The sequence below is a fragment of the Actinomyces urinae genome (genome assembly GCF_900119695.1).
GTDB lineage: Bacteria > Actinomycetota > Actinomycetes > Actinomycetales > Actinomycetaceae > Gleimia > Gleimia urinae.
This window is the reverse complement of sequence record NZ_LT632547.1, coordinates 1104364-1117177: the sequence shown is the minus strand read 5'-3', so window position 1 is coordinate 1117177 and position 12814 is coordinate 1104364. Positions and strand designations below refer to the sequence as shown.

13 protein-coding genes are annotated in these 12814 nt (G+C 59.6%); 7 read left to right on the top strand and 6 right to left on the bottom strand.

Annotation, left to right across the window (positions count from 1 at the left end; all coding sequences use genetic code 11):
- Positions 1–27 precede the first annotated feature (27 nt).
- Positions 28–2163 carry a transglycosylase domain-containing protein gene (locus tag BQ7114_RS06445; RefSeq protein ID WP_072343441.1) on the bottom strand — a complete coding sequence of 712 codons (2136 nt, stop codon included), beginning with the start codon at positions 2161–2163 and terminating at the stop codon, positions 28–30.
- Positions 2164–2411: 248 nt separating this feature from the next.
- Here BQ7114_RS06445 and BQ7114_RS06440 point away from each other — a divergent pair, with 248 nt between their 5' ends.
- Together BQ7114_RS06440 and BQ7114_RS06435 are read left to right on the top strand one after the other, a co-directional pair.
- Complete coding sequence (locus tag BQ7114_RS06440; protein ID WP_034510614.1) at positions 2412–2753, top strand: WhiB family transcriptional regulator; 342 nt, start codon at positions 2412–2414, stop codon at positions 2751–2753.
- 27 nt (positions 2754–2780) lie between these two features.
- Positions 2781–2939, top strand: a complete 159-nt coding sequence (locus BQ7114_RS06435) for a Sp36 family protein (RefSeq protein ID WP_072343438.1) — start codon at positions 2781–2783, stop codon at positions 2937–2939.
- A 92-nt stretch (positions 2940–3031) separates the two neighbouring features.
- On the opposite strand, the gene BQ7114_RS06430 is transcribed toward BQ7114_RS06435, so the two are convergent.
- A complete protein-coding gene (locus BQ7114_RS06430; RefSeq protein ID WP_072343435.1) occupies positions 3032–3721 on the bottom strand; it encodes a Crp/Fnr family transcriptional regulator in 690 nt (229 codons plus the stop codon).
- A gap of 186 nt (positions 3722–3907) precedes the next feature.
- On the opposite strand from BQ7114_RS06430, the gene nth reads away from it, so the two are divergent.
- Positions 3908–4549 (top strand): endonuclease III, encoded by a 642-nt coding sequence (gene nth, locus BQ7114_RS06425; RefSeq protein WP_072344886.1) that lies wholly within the window; start codon positions 3908–3910, stop codon positions 4547–4549.
- Between the two features lie 65 nt (positions 4550–4614).
- On the opposite strand, the gene BQ7114_RS06420 is transcribed toward nth, so the two are convergent.
- The 3 genes from BQ7114_RS06420 to BQ7114_RS06410 form a co-directional block, all read right to left on the bottom strand.
- Positions 4615–5544: an alpha/beta fold hydrolase gene (locus BQ7114_RS06420; RefSeq protein WP_072343432.1), complete on the bottom strand. Its 930-nt coding sequence runs from the start codon at positions 5542–5544 to the stop codon at positions 4615–4617.
- Between the two features lie 54 nt (positions 5545–5598).
- The gene (locus tag BQ7114_RS06415) at positions 5599–7044 is read right to left on the bottom strand and encodes a hypothetical protein (protein WP_072343428.1); all 1446 of its coding nucleotides are present in this window, start codon (positions 7042–7044) and stop codon (positions 5599–5601) included.
- Between the two features lie 154 nt (positions 7045–7198).
- Complete coding sequence (locus tag BQ7114_RS06410; protein WP_072343425.1) at positions 7199–8095, bottom strand: hypothetical protein; 897 nt, start codon at positions 8093–8095, stop codon at positions 7199–7201.
- A 30-nt stretch (positions 8096–8125) separates the two neighbouring features.
- On the opposite strand from BQ7114_RS06410, the gene BQ7114_RS06405 reads away from it, so the two are divergent.
- The 4 genes from BQ7114_RS06405 to BQ7114_RS06390 all read left to right on the top strand — a co-directional run bounded on the left by BQ7114_RS06405 (position 8126) and on the right by BQ7114_RS06390 (position 11981).
- Entirely contained in the window at positions 8126–8917 is a 792-nt protein-coding gene (locus BQ7114_RS06405) for a hypothetical protein (protein ID WP_143236813.1), read from the top strand.
- An 87-nt stretch (positions 8918–9004) separates the two neighbouring features.
- The gene (locus tag BQ7114_RS06400) at positions 9005–9778 is read left to right on the top strand and encodes a hypothetical protein (protein WP_072343416.1); all 774 of its coding nucleotides are present in this window, start codon (positions 9005–9007) and stop codon (positions 9776–9778) included.
- Entirely contained in the window at positions 9768–10934 is a 1167-nt protein-coding gene (locus tag BQ7114_RS06395) for a TadA family conjugal transfer-associated ATPase (RefSeq protein ID WP_072343411.1), read from the top strand. Before BQ7114_RS06400 ends, BQ7114_RS06395 begins: the two co-directional genes overlap by 11 nt.
- A complete protein-coding gene (locus tag BQ7114_RS06390; RefSeq protein ID WP_072343406.1) occupies positions 10935–11981 on the top strand; it encodes a type II secretion system F family protein in 1047 nt (348 codons plus the stop codon).
- Positions 11982–11992: 11 nt separating this feature from the next.
- Here BQ7114_RS06390 and BQ7114_RS06385 read toward each other — a convergent pair whose 3' ends face one another.
- Positions 11993–12808, bottom strand: coding sequence for a DeoR/GlpR family DNA-binding transcription regulator (locus BQ7114_RS06385; RefSeq protein ID WP_072343402.1), 816 nt, complete (start codon positions 12806–12808; stop codon positions 11993–11995).
- Positions 12809–12814: the final 6 nt, after the last annotated feature.

The window sequence follows — 12814 nt, the reverse complement described above, 5'->3', positions numbered from 1 at the left end:
CGCGGATTCACGGGTCTTAGCCATCTTCTAGTCCTTGTTATCGTCCTGGTTTTGCGCCGGCTGCGTGGGCGGCGCGGGTGGTGGCGGTGCGGCGCCAAGCTCGGCTTGCGGGAGGTCCAAGTAGTCCATTCCCTCGGTAGCGCGGTTCATGTATGCGCGCCACACGGGCCCGGTGAACGTGCCGCCGTATACGTAGCCCCACTGCACGCCGTTGGCGTAGATGCCGTTCATTGGTTGCGACGACGCCCGGGCGTGTCCCGCCCACACAACCGTTGAAATCTGCTTGGTTGCGCCAGCTGCCCACAGGTTAGCGTTGTCGTCAGAAGTACCGGTCTTAGCGATGAAGGGGTGACCGATAGCGATATTCGCGTAAGAGCCGGAGCGGCCCACCCTTTGTAGCACGGTTGAAACCATGTTCGCTTCCTTAGCGGGAACCGCCTGCTCGCAGGATGGCTTGTATGCCACGATCTGTTCACCGTCACGGTCAAGTACTTCGTCAACCGGTAGCGGCTGGCAGAGCACTCCCTCGTTCGCAAGCGCGGCGTATGCGCCAGCGAGGGCCAGTGGGGTTGCGGGAGCGCCGATTATCTGCGGCGGGTACGGCTTGTGCGGCGAACCGTCTGCCTCTGCGATACCAAGCGCAGCCATGCCGTCAAAAATTTCGCACATGTTCAGTTTGGTTGACATTTCCGCGAATACACGGTTGATTGACAGCGAAGTCGCGTCTATCACGTTGAATGTGCCGCCCTTGCCCGCAAGGTCGCCAACCGTCCAGTCGGATGCGTATCCGGGGCCGCATGGGATGTTGAACTCAGAGGCCGCGAAGTGCGAGGAGTGTCCGCCCACTCGCTCCCACGCGCCGTGCCCTTCGCGGAACCACTGCAGCATAGTGAAGGGCTTTAGCGTTGATCCTGCGGAGAAGCCGTCACCACCGCCCTTTTCCTTCTCTACGTTGAAGTTCGACTGCGTGGCCTGGGGGTCACTTTCGGTGGGCACACCAAAGTTCGTGTTTTGCGCCATCGCAAGAATGCGTCCGGTGGATACCTCGCGCGTGACCAACGCCGTGTTGGCTCCAGATGCGTCATTCACACCAATCAGGCCCGTGATTTCCTCGAACGCGGCCTGCTGCATGTTTGAGTTCAGCGTCGTTTTGATGGTGAGGCCACCGCGAAGTAGCTTTTGTTTACGCTCGGCCTCGTTGGCGCCAAACTGGTCGGAGGCCAGCAAGTACTGGCGTGCGTATTCGCAGAAATATGCGGCGTTACCCGCGCCCGCGCAGCCCTGTGAGCGGAAGTTTGGTTTTAGCATGTCGGAGATTGGGATCGCGGTTGCCTGGTCGTACTCTTCCTGCGTGATTTTCTCTTCGGCGAGCATCGCGGCAAGTACCGTGTCGCGCCTGTTCTGCGCGGCTTCCGGATCGTTAAGGGGATCGTACTGGATGGGTGACTTAACCATGCCGGCCATCATCGCGGCCTCGGGAATCGTGAGGTCTTTTGCGGACTTTGAGAAGTATCTGCGTGCGGATGCTTCCGCCCCGTAAACGTTCGTGCCAAACGGGGCGATGTTCAAATACCCGGTCAGAATGTCATCTTTTGACATTTTTTGTTCAAGTGCGAGGGCGTAGCGGGCCTCGCGAAGCTTACGGCTGATGGTCTGCTCGGTTGCCGCGTCGATCTTGTCTTGATCACCCTCTTGTAATCCGGCCTCGAGGAGGGTGTTCTTCACGTATTGCTGAGTGATGGTGGAGGCACCCTGCGTGCTCTGATCTGAAACGTTGTTGATGGCGGCGCGGGCCATGCCGTTCGGGTCGATTCCCTTATGCTCGTAAAAACGCCTGTCTTCAATGGAGATAATCGCGTCTTGCAGGTGGGGCGAAATATCTTCGAGGGGAACGATGATTCGGTTCTCGGCGTAGAACGTTGCCAGCACTGAGCCGTCAGCGGATAGTAGTGTGGACTGTTCGGATGGGGGGAGGATTTCAAACTCGGCGGGTAGCGCGTCAAACACCTGCGGGCCGGCTTTAGCTACAAGACCAACTCCGCCTGCGGCAGGAACAACGAGCCCCGCTAAGAGCACGCCAAAAAGCGCAGAAGCCGCCAAGAAGGTAGTAAGCAACGTGGCGAACTGCCGTTTTCTGACGTGACGAGAACCTGAATTCGACATGATTCAAGCCTACTTTGAAAATGCTTTTTTGTAACGACCGGGCACTAAACGCCGCGAATTAGAAAAACTTTGTAATCGGACTTTAGCCTTATGGATTTGGCAACTTTTTCTGCTAGGCAGGGGCGATTTGCGCAAACGTCTGGTTCTGGGCGGCTCGTTAATGGATTTCAACTTGCTCCCGAACCCAAATTGTGTGTATGGTCACATCAGATTCAGTGCTTGAAGCACATGCGAACAATGGGGTGAAAATGAGCTACGCACACTCGGACAAAGATCAAAGTTGGGCGGCAAAGGCGCTTTGCGCAACTGAGACTCCGGACGCGTTATTTGTACAGGGTGCGGCGCAACGCCAGGTTCGTTCCCGCTGCATTGCATGCCCAGTTCGACTTGAGTGCTTAGCGGACGCGTTGCAGTCCGAAGCAAACTTCGGCGTTTGGGGTGGTCTTACAGAACGTGAACGCCGCGCGATGCTACGCTACTACACTCACGTAACTGACTGGCGTACGTGGATCATGGAGTCTGATGACCCGCTCGCGGAAGAGCTCCGCTCGCCGCAGATCCCCCGCGTCTTGGCTCGCGTTCGTCGCTAGCCCGCATACCTCTTCCAGGAGTGACCTATGACTAAATGGGAATACGCAACCGTGCCCCTAATCATTCATGCTACGAAGGCGATCCTTGACCAGTGGGGCGAGGACGGCTGGGAGCTCGTTCAGGTTGTGCCGGCACCTAATAATCCGGACAGTCTCGTGGCGTACATGAAGAGGCCAAAAGCTTAGGCCACGCGTAGTGCCCACGCGGGTTCAAAAGTGAGGGAAGGTTTTCACCTTCCCTCACTTTTGTTGTTCAGGCTGCTGCCTCGTTTATCGAACTAGCGTGCGCGGCGTGCCAGGCGATCGAGGTCAAGAAGCGTAACGGCGCGGCCTTCCAGGTGGATCCAACCGCGGGAGACGAAGTCGGCAAGCGACTTGTTAACGGTTTCACGAGAAGCGCCAACCAGTTGGGCGAGCTCTTCTTGCGTGAGGTCGTGCGGCACGTGAACGCCATCTTCGGCCGGGGTTCCAAAACGATCCGCAAGGTCTAGCAGGGCCTTAGCGACGCGGCCAGGAACGTCGGAGAAGACGAGGTCCGCAAGGCTCTCGTTGGTGCGACGCAGGCGGCGAGCGAGCGCGCGCAACATGTGCTTGCCCATTGTTGGGTTCGTATCCAAGATCGCGTTCAAATCAGCGTGATCGAGGTGTAGAAGCGTTACCGGCGAAACCGCGGTTGCGGTGGTGGAACGCGGGCCCGGATCAAACAGGGTCAGCTCACCAATGATCTCGCCGGGGCCAAGCACTGCAAGCAGGTTCTCGCGCCCATCCGTAGAGGTGTGGCCGAGCTTAACCTTGCCTTCCGTGATGATGTAAAGACGGTTGCCAGGCTCGCCCTCTTCGAATAGAACCTCCCCGCGACGCAGGGTGGTTTGTCCCATTTTTGAGCGCAACGAGTTTTGCTGCGCTTCATCTAGCCCTTCAAATAGAGGGACTTGGCTGATGTAGTTCCCTTCCACGGTCACCTTCATTCTCCGCTAAAGCGGCTAAGTGGTTATAAGCGTATGTACGCCCCCGTAACGTGGATGTGCGCACCTACACATCAGTTTAACCGCTTTTGTTGTGTGTTATGAGGAAAACAACACATGCCTTCACGATTTGGCGCAAGTGGCGCACGTTTGCCAGACCCTAAACTTCGCGGTTTGTATGCTCTAGGTATGAGCGTTCCAGAAACCAAAAGTCAGCCTTTAGAGGTCGCGCAGGTACTGGCCGACCTGTATCCGCACGCGGCGTGCGCTCTGGTGCATGAGAACGCGTTTGAGTTGCTCGTAGCCACGATATTGTCGGCCCAAACCACCGACGAGCGGGTGAACACTGTAACTCCCGCGCTGTTTGCCGCCTACCCGACGCCGCGCGACATGGCGCATGCAACCGAGGCTGACATTGCTCAGATAGTGCGGCCCCTGGGTTTTCAAAACCGGCGCTCAACTCAGTTGCGGCAGATGGCGCAGGCGCTGGATGAAAAGTTTGCCGGCGAGGTTCCAAGCTCGCGATCCGAGCTTCAGTCTTTACCCGGAGTGGGGCGCAAGACCGCGCACGTCATCATGGGTAACGCGTTTGGGATCCCTGCAATCACCGTGGACACGCACGTGGCCAGGCTAGCGAAGCGACTCGGCTGGTCCAGTGCCAAGACCCCCCTTACAATCGAGCGGGACATTGCGAAAGTGCTACCGGGCCAGGACTGGACCGTGCTGTGCCATCGACTTATAGAGCATGGGCGGCGCGTGTGCCACGCGCGGTCTCCGCAGTGCGGCAACTGCGCCCTCGCGCCCCTTTGCCCGTCTGCGCAAGTCGATTAGAACCAGCGGACTAAAGCGGATCGATTAAAGAGGTTGGAGCGCGGCTCTTGGAGCCAGCGGAAGCTTCAGCTGGTGCAGGCTTTGAGGTGGTTAAGGACGGCTTCGTTCAACTGCTCGGGGGCTTCTTCGGTGGGGAAGTGTCCGCAGTCCAGTTGGAATGTGGTGATCGGCTGTTTTGCCCACTGCTGGTCGCGCAGGAAGGTTTTTGGAGGCCGTAGGCCGTCCTGCAAGCAGATGACGCGAGAGACGGGCATGTCTACAACCGTGTCGATGCGGGCGCGGGTGCGCCGGGTCAACGAGTTCGCGCGGATAACGGCCTCGAGGGCGGTTTCAGTTGCGAATGGGCGGGAGAACGCGTAGCGGTACACGCGCTCGTCCGTCTGTAGCTTGGACCTGTTTTGCGGCGCTGCCCAGGAGGCGGCGGCATCTGCAACAATCTTGCCTGAACGCAAGTTTCGCACGTTGAACCACGGGGCGCGGATTTTCATTGCCGTGCGGCCGGCCGCGCTGAATGGGGAGGGGGTGGAGCGCTCCAGGTTTAGAGGATGGGGTTGCGCGATAGACATGAGGGAAGCAACCACGCGGGGATTCGTAGCGGCCAGAATCCACCCGAAAATCCCGCCCATGCCCTCGCCTATGATGTGTGCTTTTGCCACGTTCAAACTGCTGAGCACCGCGGTTACGTCTGCCGCCATGCGCACCGGATCTTGACCGTACGGCTGCAGGTCTGAGGAGCCGAATCCGCGCAAATCCATAGCCCACACGCGGTAGCCCTCGGCTGCGAGGTGTGCCAGCAGGTGGCGCATCGAGTACCAGGTGCGCGGGAAATTGTGCAGTAGCATCACGGCCTCGCCGTCGGCGGGCCCTATTTGCGCTAGGTGGAAGTTCGCACCTCCGGCATTCACGGTGATGTGCTTCCATTCGCCCTCGGGCAACAATAGTGACCGGCCATCCGTGTTCGACGTGGATGGCCGGTCTAAAAAGTTAGAGCTCATGGCTCCAAGTTAGCTAAAATCGTCCTCATTTTCGAGGGCGGTTAGCGTGCTCGGTTACTTCTTCTTCAATGTTCCAGGGGCGAGCTGTTCGATCTGGGTGCGGATCTCCTGCTCGCGGCGTCCGTCGCGACGCGCGAAGATGGACGTTAGACCAATGATGAAGAGGATTAGGCCAGATACCGCCATAACGCCCGTGTATCCCGTCCACTGAATGTGGTGGGCCACATTGCCGCCAAACGCGTTGAAAGCGGTTAGCCAGTTGTAGGCGGGCTCCATGAAGTCGGCGGTCATTGCCGGCACAGCGAGAAAGAAGATGCCGCCGGCCAGCGCCAGGATGCCGAAGATGAGTGCACCGAGCGAAGACCTGATGGTCAGCATTACCACAATGATCGCAACGATTACGCCAGCGCCAAGCTCAATGAGAGCCGCGGGGTTGATAACGCCGGTTGCAACCGGGTTATCCTGTGCCAACGTTAGGCGAGCGGCCGAGTCGGTAAGCAGGTACCAGGCTGCGGGAACACCGATCAGCGTGAGGAAGAATGACCACACGCGGGCTCCAACGCGCGATGGAACTTCGGGCACCACCGTGGCTTCTTCGAAGATCGACTGGGTGTCGTTTAGCTCTACCGGTTCGCGCGGAATCCACGAGGACGTTGCCTCGGGTTCTTCCGTTTCGGTGACCTCGGGGCGCAGTAGGGACTTGCGGCGCACCTTCGTGGCTTCGATGTCGTCATCCGCGTCTGCTCCGGCTGCAACCGCGGCTACTCCAGCGGCGGCGCCCAGCCCTGCGGCTAGTTCAGAATCAGGCTGTGCAATGGGTGCGGCAGGCTCGGATGCTAGCTCTGTAGCAGGGGCCCCCTTTGGCTCGCCCGCGGGGACTGCAGCGGCTTCGGGTTCAACACCCGGGAATGCGGGCACTTCGCGCATGCGCTCGTATTCGTCCTCGGGAGCCTGGCGACGCTCAAGTACGTCGCGAGGAATATCGTTGCCACTCGCCGCTACATGCGGGATCGAGTTTGCCGTATCCGTGGCTTTGGGAAGTGAGGTTTCGGTCTGCCCCTCCCACGCGGGTGCGGGTTCAGGAACAGGCTTCGGCTCCGGTGCCGCTACGGATTCAGGGGCGGGAGCGGGATCAGGCTGGTGCGTTGCAACCGGCTGTGCAGGTGCGACCGCTTCGCTTTCGGTGTCCGCGCCGCTGGAGGCCAGGGGGGCAACCGTGGTTTTCGCTTCAACATCTTCAAGCACTTCGTCGTCAGCCGAGCCAACGATGTCTTCAGGCTGATCGTCGCCAAAAACGGCGGCGCCTTCTTCGATCGTCAAATCTTCCTCACCGGCGTTGAGAGTGCTATCAGATTTGAGCGGATCCGAGGGGATAGGTTCTGATGCCGGATCAATGAGGTCGGGATGCTGCGCGTCGTCCTCTACCTGGCCGCCAAGATCCCACGTGGGGCGCTGTGCCTCATCGGTCTCGTTCGGGTCGTCAAAATTACGATCAGCCATGAAATCCTCCAATAATCTGTCGCTAACTGTGCGCGCGGGCGCACACAATGAGCCATGACACCATGATTACACGCGGTGTTTTGCAAGGCCGAGGCTGGGCCGGCGTGTTGAAAAGACGATTCTAGATAGTGATTCAGTTAATGATACTAGGAACCTAAGCGCCGGGATTCGTCGAGATACTGATCGAATACGTGCATGTCGCGATGATGAGGCCAAATACGCCCAGTACAGGCATTGAGTATCCGATTGAGATCATGAATGGGTCTTGGGGCGTAACCAGCTTGTTGGTCAGAATTGCGAATAGTGGTCCTAAGAACAGCGCGGGGATGAGGAGCAAGAACCACGCTACGAGTTGAACGGCAACAACCGATTTGTATGCCATCGCCGTGAACGCCATGAGAACAAGGGAGATTAACAGCACCAGGAGCCAGTCACTTCCGGTCAGTTTCGGCATAAGCTGAGGCACGTTCAAAACCGTTGGTTTGATGGTGTCTGGTGAGCTGGCGAGCACTAGGAAGATCAGGGAGAGTGCAAAAAGCAGCGTGACGATGAAGTAGACCGAAAGGACGGCCGGCCCAAGCTCCCTCGCGGGCTTGGAGTTATTGTGTTTACTCTGGCGTCTTTTCGCCAACGTGACCACGAGGGCTGTGAAGAGGATTACAAATATCTGTAAAGGCAGCTGTTGCCACATCAGCATCGCTTGGGTTGAGCTGGTTGGTGCCGACGAGATGATTGAGTTTCCAAGGAAAAAGAGTGCGAACGCGCCGGCCCACGTGGTTGCAATCACGATGCCAATCGCAGACCAGCGCGTTAAGTAGGCGATGATGATGATCAAGATAGCAACGACGAGGACGCCTAGCTGACCTGTGGGCGAGCCGAGGGGAATACCCGTGATGCTTCCCTCTTGCAGTAGCGCCGTTGAGTTGTAGAGCAAGGTCAGGATGATTGGTGAGACAATGAATGAGAATACTGCGATGGTGCCCCGGCTCAGCAGGGCTTCGGGTTGTATCAGAGGGGCGGGAGCACGAACGTTCTCGGCAGTTAAACTCATGCCTACACTGTACCCAGTTAAGCTAAGACCGTGGCTGAACCTGGTATGTCGAAGTTCGCGTCGCTAGCAGCGTCCGCGCAAATGCGGATTTTGTTGCGCCAAATTGATGAGGGTGTTGCGCGCATCCGTTTCTCGGAGGGGCTGCGTCGCGGTTGGGAAAGCGCGCGGGCGGAGGCCGGCGTGCGGCTTGCCCACTATGAGGCTGCCCTGGTGGGGGCGCGCACAGATTTAGGGCAGTTGCGTTTGGTCACTATGGGGCGCGTGCCGGCGGAGGATCCGGCGCTACTCGCGGCGCTCGATATTTGGAAGGGGCACCGCCTGGCTCAGCAGAATTGGCCGCCGTTGAACTCACGGCAGCCGGTGAAAACTGTGGGACATCCGTTGCCGCAGGTTCTTGCGGCAGCGCACAAGGCTCTAACCGCGCGTCTTTGTAGCGCGGGCGTGATTGCCGAGGAGGACGTTGCCACCCTTAAAGATCCGCGGGCGCTCGCGGGTGTGCGGGCCGCGTTGGAGGCCAAGTTGCCGGCTCCTCTACGTGCGGGTCTGCTCATTTGGTTGTTTGCGAATAGGCCGCTGTTTGCTACTCATTCGGAGCAGCTCGGCCGCGTCCTTGCCCGCCATCATCTGGTGGTGAGCGGGTTTGAGCCCAGTGGCACGCTGTTGATTTCACGCCAGTTGGTGGGGGACGCGCAGGCGAGCCTCGCCCTCAATAATGAGGATCCAGAGCCGTGGCTGTACACCTATTGTGAGGCTATGGTCGCGGCGATTGACCCCACGCTAGACATGATTAGGGGCGTTCAGGCCGGAAAACTGCCGCAGTAGTTTCCACAGGTTCGGCGTGCCGCGTCTTACCCACAACACTGCATACGCGAGCTGCAGGATTCCCCGTTCTCGCATTTTCATGGCTGTATGCGCGTGATTTTGAAAGTGGAAGACCGAACTGACCAGGTTGTCCGCGTACTGCAGTTGATGGGGCATACGTTTGAGTGGTTTGGCGAAAGCGTGCCGGAGCCAGGCGATTTATTGATTGTTGAGGGCGAATCTGGACCTGCAGGGGCGGGACCCAGTGTGAACGTGGTGCGTTTGGGTGTGGACGTTGTGTTGCCCGGGGGAGAAGCCCAGCTGATGAGGATCATTGACGCTGGTTTTGCTTCTGGGCGGTTTGCGACGGTCGTTTTTGCAGGGGTACGGGGAGGGGTAGGAACAACAAGGACGGTGGCCCGCGCTGCAAAAGGGCTGAAGCATGAGTCAGTTTTTGTGCTGGATTTGGGTGATGATCCAACGCTGCGCGTCACTTTGGCAGATACGCGCGTGACGCTGCTGACTTGGGATGAGGTGAGCATTTGCGACGACGTGGTGCTATCACGCTTGCCCCGTGGAATCCTCGCGGTGGTGGGGGCTAATGATTGTACTCCTCCCCAGATAGAGGAGGTGGCGCTGCTTGTACGCGCTTTGCGCCGCGTGGGCCCGGTTCTGATTGATGCGGGCAAATGGACTCGTCAGGTAGCCCAGTTTTGTGCGCGTGAGGACGCACGCCCGGTGCTACTAGGTAAGGCCCGATCCACTCGCATTCAGGTGGAGGCTGCGCGGCAGCGCCTGGTTGATTTTGGTCTTGCAGACCGTGCGGTTTGGCTTCCAAAAAACACGAAGCTAAAGGATTTGGAGGCAGCTTGTGCGCGCTAGGGATTTACAAAATCGGATTGCGCGCGGAGAAGTGCCGGCCAAAGCGGTTGGACAGGCGGCCTCCCCGCTGGCGGGGGCTAGCGCATTGGTTAGCTCCGCGTGGACCGTGGACGCAACCATCGCGGGGCCTGGCCCTGTCCTCATGGAGTTGATCTCGCAGGAGGGAGTTAGCGACGTCCTCGTAAATGGAACATCGGTTTGGGTGGATCGGCGCGGACGTATGGAGCGGGCGCAGGTTGAGTTTTCTTCCCCGGCGCAGGTGCGGGAGTTGGCCGTGCGCATGGCGGCAACTGCGGGCACGCGTTTGGATGAGGCCATGCCGATTGCGGATGGCACCCTGCCCGATGGCACGCGTTTGCACGCGGTTTTGTCCCCGCCCGCGGTTGGTGGGCCACTGATTTCTTTGCGCACCAAACGGCGCAAGTCTTTCACCTTGGAGGAGCTACGCCAGAACGGAACCTGCACGGGGCCAATGTTTGACGCGATTGTGGGGCTGGTTGAGGCGCGCGCAAACGTATTGCTGTCGGGTGCGACGGGCACGGGCAAAACAACGCTACTGTCCGCGATTTTGTCGAAGGTGGATGCGGGCCAGCGCATCATTTGTATTGAGGAGGTGCCAGAGCTTTCTCCCACTCACCCGCACGCGGTAACGATGTGCCAGCGCGGGGCGAATGTGCAGGGTGAGGGCGAGGTGAGTTTGGCGGATTTGGTGCGCGCCGCGATGCGAATGAGGCCGGACCGGCTGGTGCTTGGCGAATGTCGCGGGGCGGAGGTGCGTGACGTCCTCACGGCTTTCAATACGGGCCACGAGGGCGGGTGGGCAACGATCCATGCAAACACCGCTGCGGATGTGCCGGCGCGCTTGGTGGCGCTTGGAGCGCTCGCGGGGATGGCTGATTCAACCGTGCACGCCCAGGCGGCCGCCGCGCTAGATGCGATTATTCACGTGGAGCGCCGCGGCGATGGCAGGCGCGAGGTCACTCAGATAGCGGTGGTGGAGCCTGGCACGCCACTGCGGGTACTGCCGGCTTTAACCCTTGCGGGCAGGGGCCCCGGGTTCGCGGCTTTGCAGGCGCGTCTTCAGGCTGGGGGAGTATCTACTCTCGGATTAGCCCCCAATGCGAGAGACATGGCGACGCCCGGCGGAGTCGTTTAGATGAGCGCGTTGGCCGCGTTGGCGTGGACGCTATTGTTCGTGCTTTTTGCTTCATTGTTGGTGGGCCGCAGGCGCAGGGAGCAGCGGGCGCTCACCGCTTGGAAGGGCGCGCGCGAGGTGGAACGAAAGCCCGCGGAGCAGGTGTCGGCTGCGATGCTACTTGCGGACGTGGTGGCGCGTTTGCGTTCGGGAGCGGGCGTGGAGGCGGCTTGGCGCGGCGCGATTCTAGACGCGGATTTGCCGTGGGGCGGGATGGATAGTCGGGGCGTCCCACAGTTGCCAAAGCAGTTGCGCGGGTCGGCTTCGTCGGTGGAGGCGGCGTGCCGGTTGACGCATCAGATTGGGGCGCCGCTGGCGCAGATTCTGGAGTCGATTTTGGAGACGATTGATGAGGTCGATGCGGCGAATAGGGATCGTGAGGTGGCGCGGGCTGGCCCGGAAACCACGGCGAAGTTGCTGACCGCACTGCCTCTTTTGGGCGTGGTGGCGGGGTTTGCGGTGGGAGTGGATGTGGTGGGGCTTTGGTTTGCGGGAGGCGTGGCAACGGTTGGACTTGTTGTGGGAGCCTTGTTTTGGGTGGCGGGCGTGGTGTGGGCGAAGCGGTTGATTGCGGCCGCGTCACTGGAAGGGGAGCGCATCGACCTGGTGGTGCTGGTGGATCTACTGGTTGCCAGTTTGAGTTCGGGAGCGTCCATTCCGCATTCGTTGGATGCGCTGGGGGTGGCTTGCGGGGAGTCTCAGTTTGAGCGTTGCGCAGCTTTGCTTCGTATTGGTGCGCCTTTTGATGCGTTGCAGGAGCAGGTTAGCGAGGATGCGCTACCAATCGTTGCTGCGTTGCGGCCAGCGTGGACTTTGGGGGCGTCTCCGATTCCAATGTTGCGGGTGTTTGGTGGGCGGATTCGGGCAACGAGGGCGGCCAAGGCGCGCGGTGAAGCGCAGAGGCTAGCTGTGCGCCTGGTCCTCCCGCTGGGTTTGTGTCTGCTTCCTGCTTTCGTGGCAATCAGCGTGGTGCCGATAGTGGCGTCAATCTCCCTGCCCGGGTTTTAGAGAGGCTACACCTACGCGTCGGCCGGATCGTCCTCGTCGCTTTGCGTCGCAGTTTGGGACACGACGATCAGTTCGGTGCCCGATTCTCGGCAGATTTCCAGTACGGAACGTGATGGTTCAACGTCGGTAATCAGGTAGTCAAAGTCGCCAAGTTCAGCCGTCTTGCACAGTGCGCGGCGAGTGAACTTCGTATGATCAGCCACCAGAATCCGAACCTGCGCGGCCCGTAGCATCGCCTGCTTCGTTTCCGCTACGTAGTCGTACGGGTTGTAAACCGCTCCGTCGGTGATAGCCGTGTCCGACATCAGGCAGAAGTCGGCGCGAAAACGTTCCACCTCGGCAACTGTGCGCGCCCCATAAAACGAGTTTGACCACGGCGAATAGCGCCCGCCTAAGCAATGTAGCTCTACCATGGGGGCTCGCCCCACCGCCTGCACCACGGCCAGTGAGTTTGTAATGACTGTGAGAGGAGAGCGCCCCGTCAGTTCGTGAAGCGCAGGCAGGCACGAGGAGGAGTCGTCAATCAATAGGGATGAAGCACGCGGAATCAGTTCGCTAATCACCGGGGCAAACGATTCCTTAACCTCGGTCAAAATGCCGGATCGGAGCATGGAGGAAAGGTCTACAACTGTTGATTCCGCCGGCTCTACGTACCCGCGGCCCAGACTAACCAGCCCTTCGCTGACCAGCTGGGAGACGTCGCGGTAGACGGTGACAACGGAGACGTCGAGGAGCTCTGCAAGCTCCTCGACGTCTAGGCCGCCAGCTTCGAGCACGGCGCCTACAAGCCGAGCTTTCCGGCGCTCTTGTGCACTTAGCTTTTTCAAACAGCC

Coding starts and splice junctions, on each gene's coding strand:
- BQ7114_RS06445 (WP_072343441.1), bottom strand. CDS start 2,163: ATGTCGAATTCAGGTTCTCGTCACGTCAGAAAACGGCAGTTCGCCACG.
- BQ7114_RS06440 (WP_034510614.1), top strand. CDS start 2,412: ATGAGCTACGCACACTCGGACAAAGATCAAAGTTGGGCGGCAAAGGCG.
- BQ7114_RS06435 (WP_072343438.1), top strand. CDS start 2,781: ATGACTAAATGGGAATACGCAACCGTGCCCCTAATCATTCATGCTACG.
- BQ7114_RS06430 (WP_072343435.1), bottom strand. CDS start 3,721: ATGAAGGTGACCGTGGAAGGGAACTACATCAGCCAAGTCCCTCTATTT.
- nth (WP_072344886.1), top strand. CDS start 3,908: ATGAGCGTTCCAGAAACCAAAAGTCAGCCTTTAGAGGTCGCGCAGGTA.
- BQ7114_RS06420 (WP_072343432.1), bottom strand. CDS start 5,544: ATGAGCTCTAACTTTTTAGACCGGCCATCCACGTCGAACACGGATGGC.
- BQ7114_RS06415 (WP_072343428.1), bottom strand. CDS start 7,044: ATGGCTGATCGTAATTTTGACGACCCGAACGAGACCGATGAGGCACAG.
- BQ7114_RS06410 (WP_072343425.1), bottom strand. CDS start 8,095: ATGAGTTTAACTGCCGAGAACGTTCGTGCTCCCGCCCCTCTGATACAA.
- BQ7114_RS06400 (WP_072343416.1), top strand. CDS start 9,005: ATGCGCGTGATTTTGAAAGTGGAAGACCGAACTGACCAGGTTGTCCGC.
- BQ7114_RS06390 (WP_072343406.1), top strand. CDS start 10,935: ATGAGCGCGTTGGCCGCGTTGGCGTGGACGCTATTGTTCGTGCTTTTT.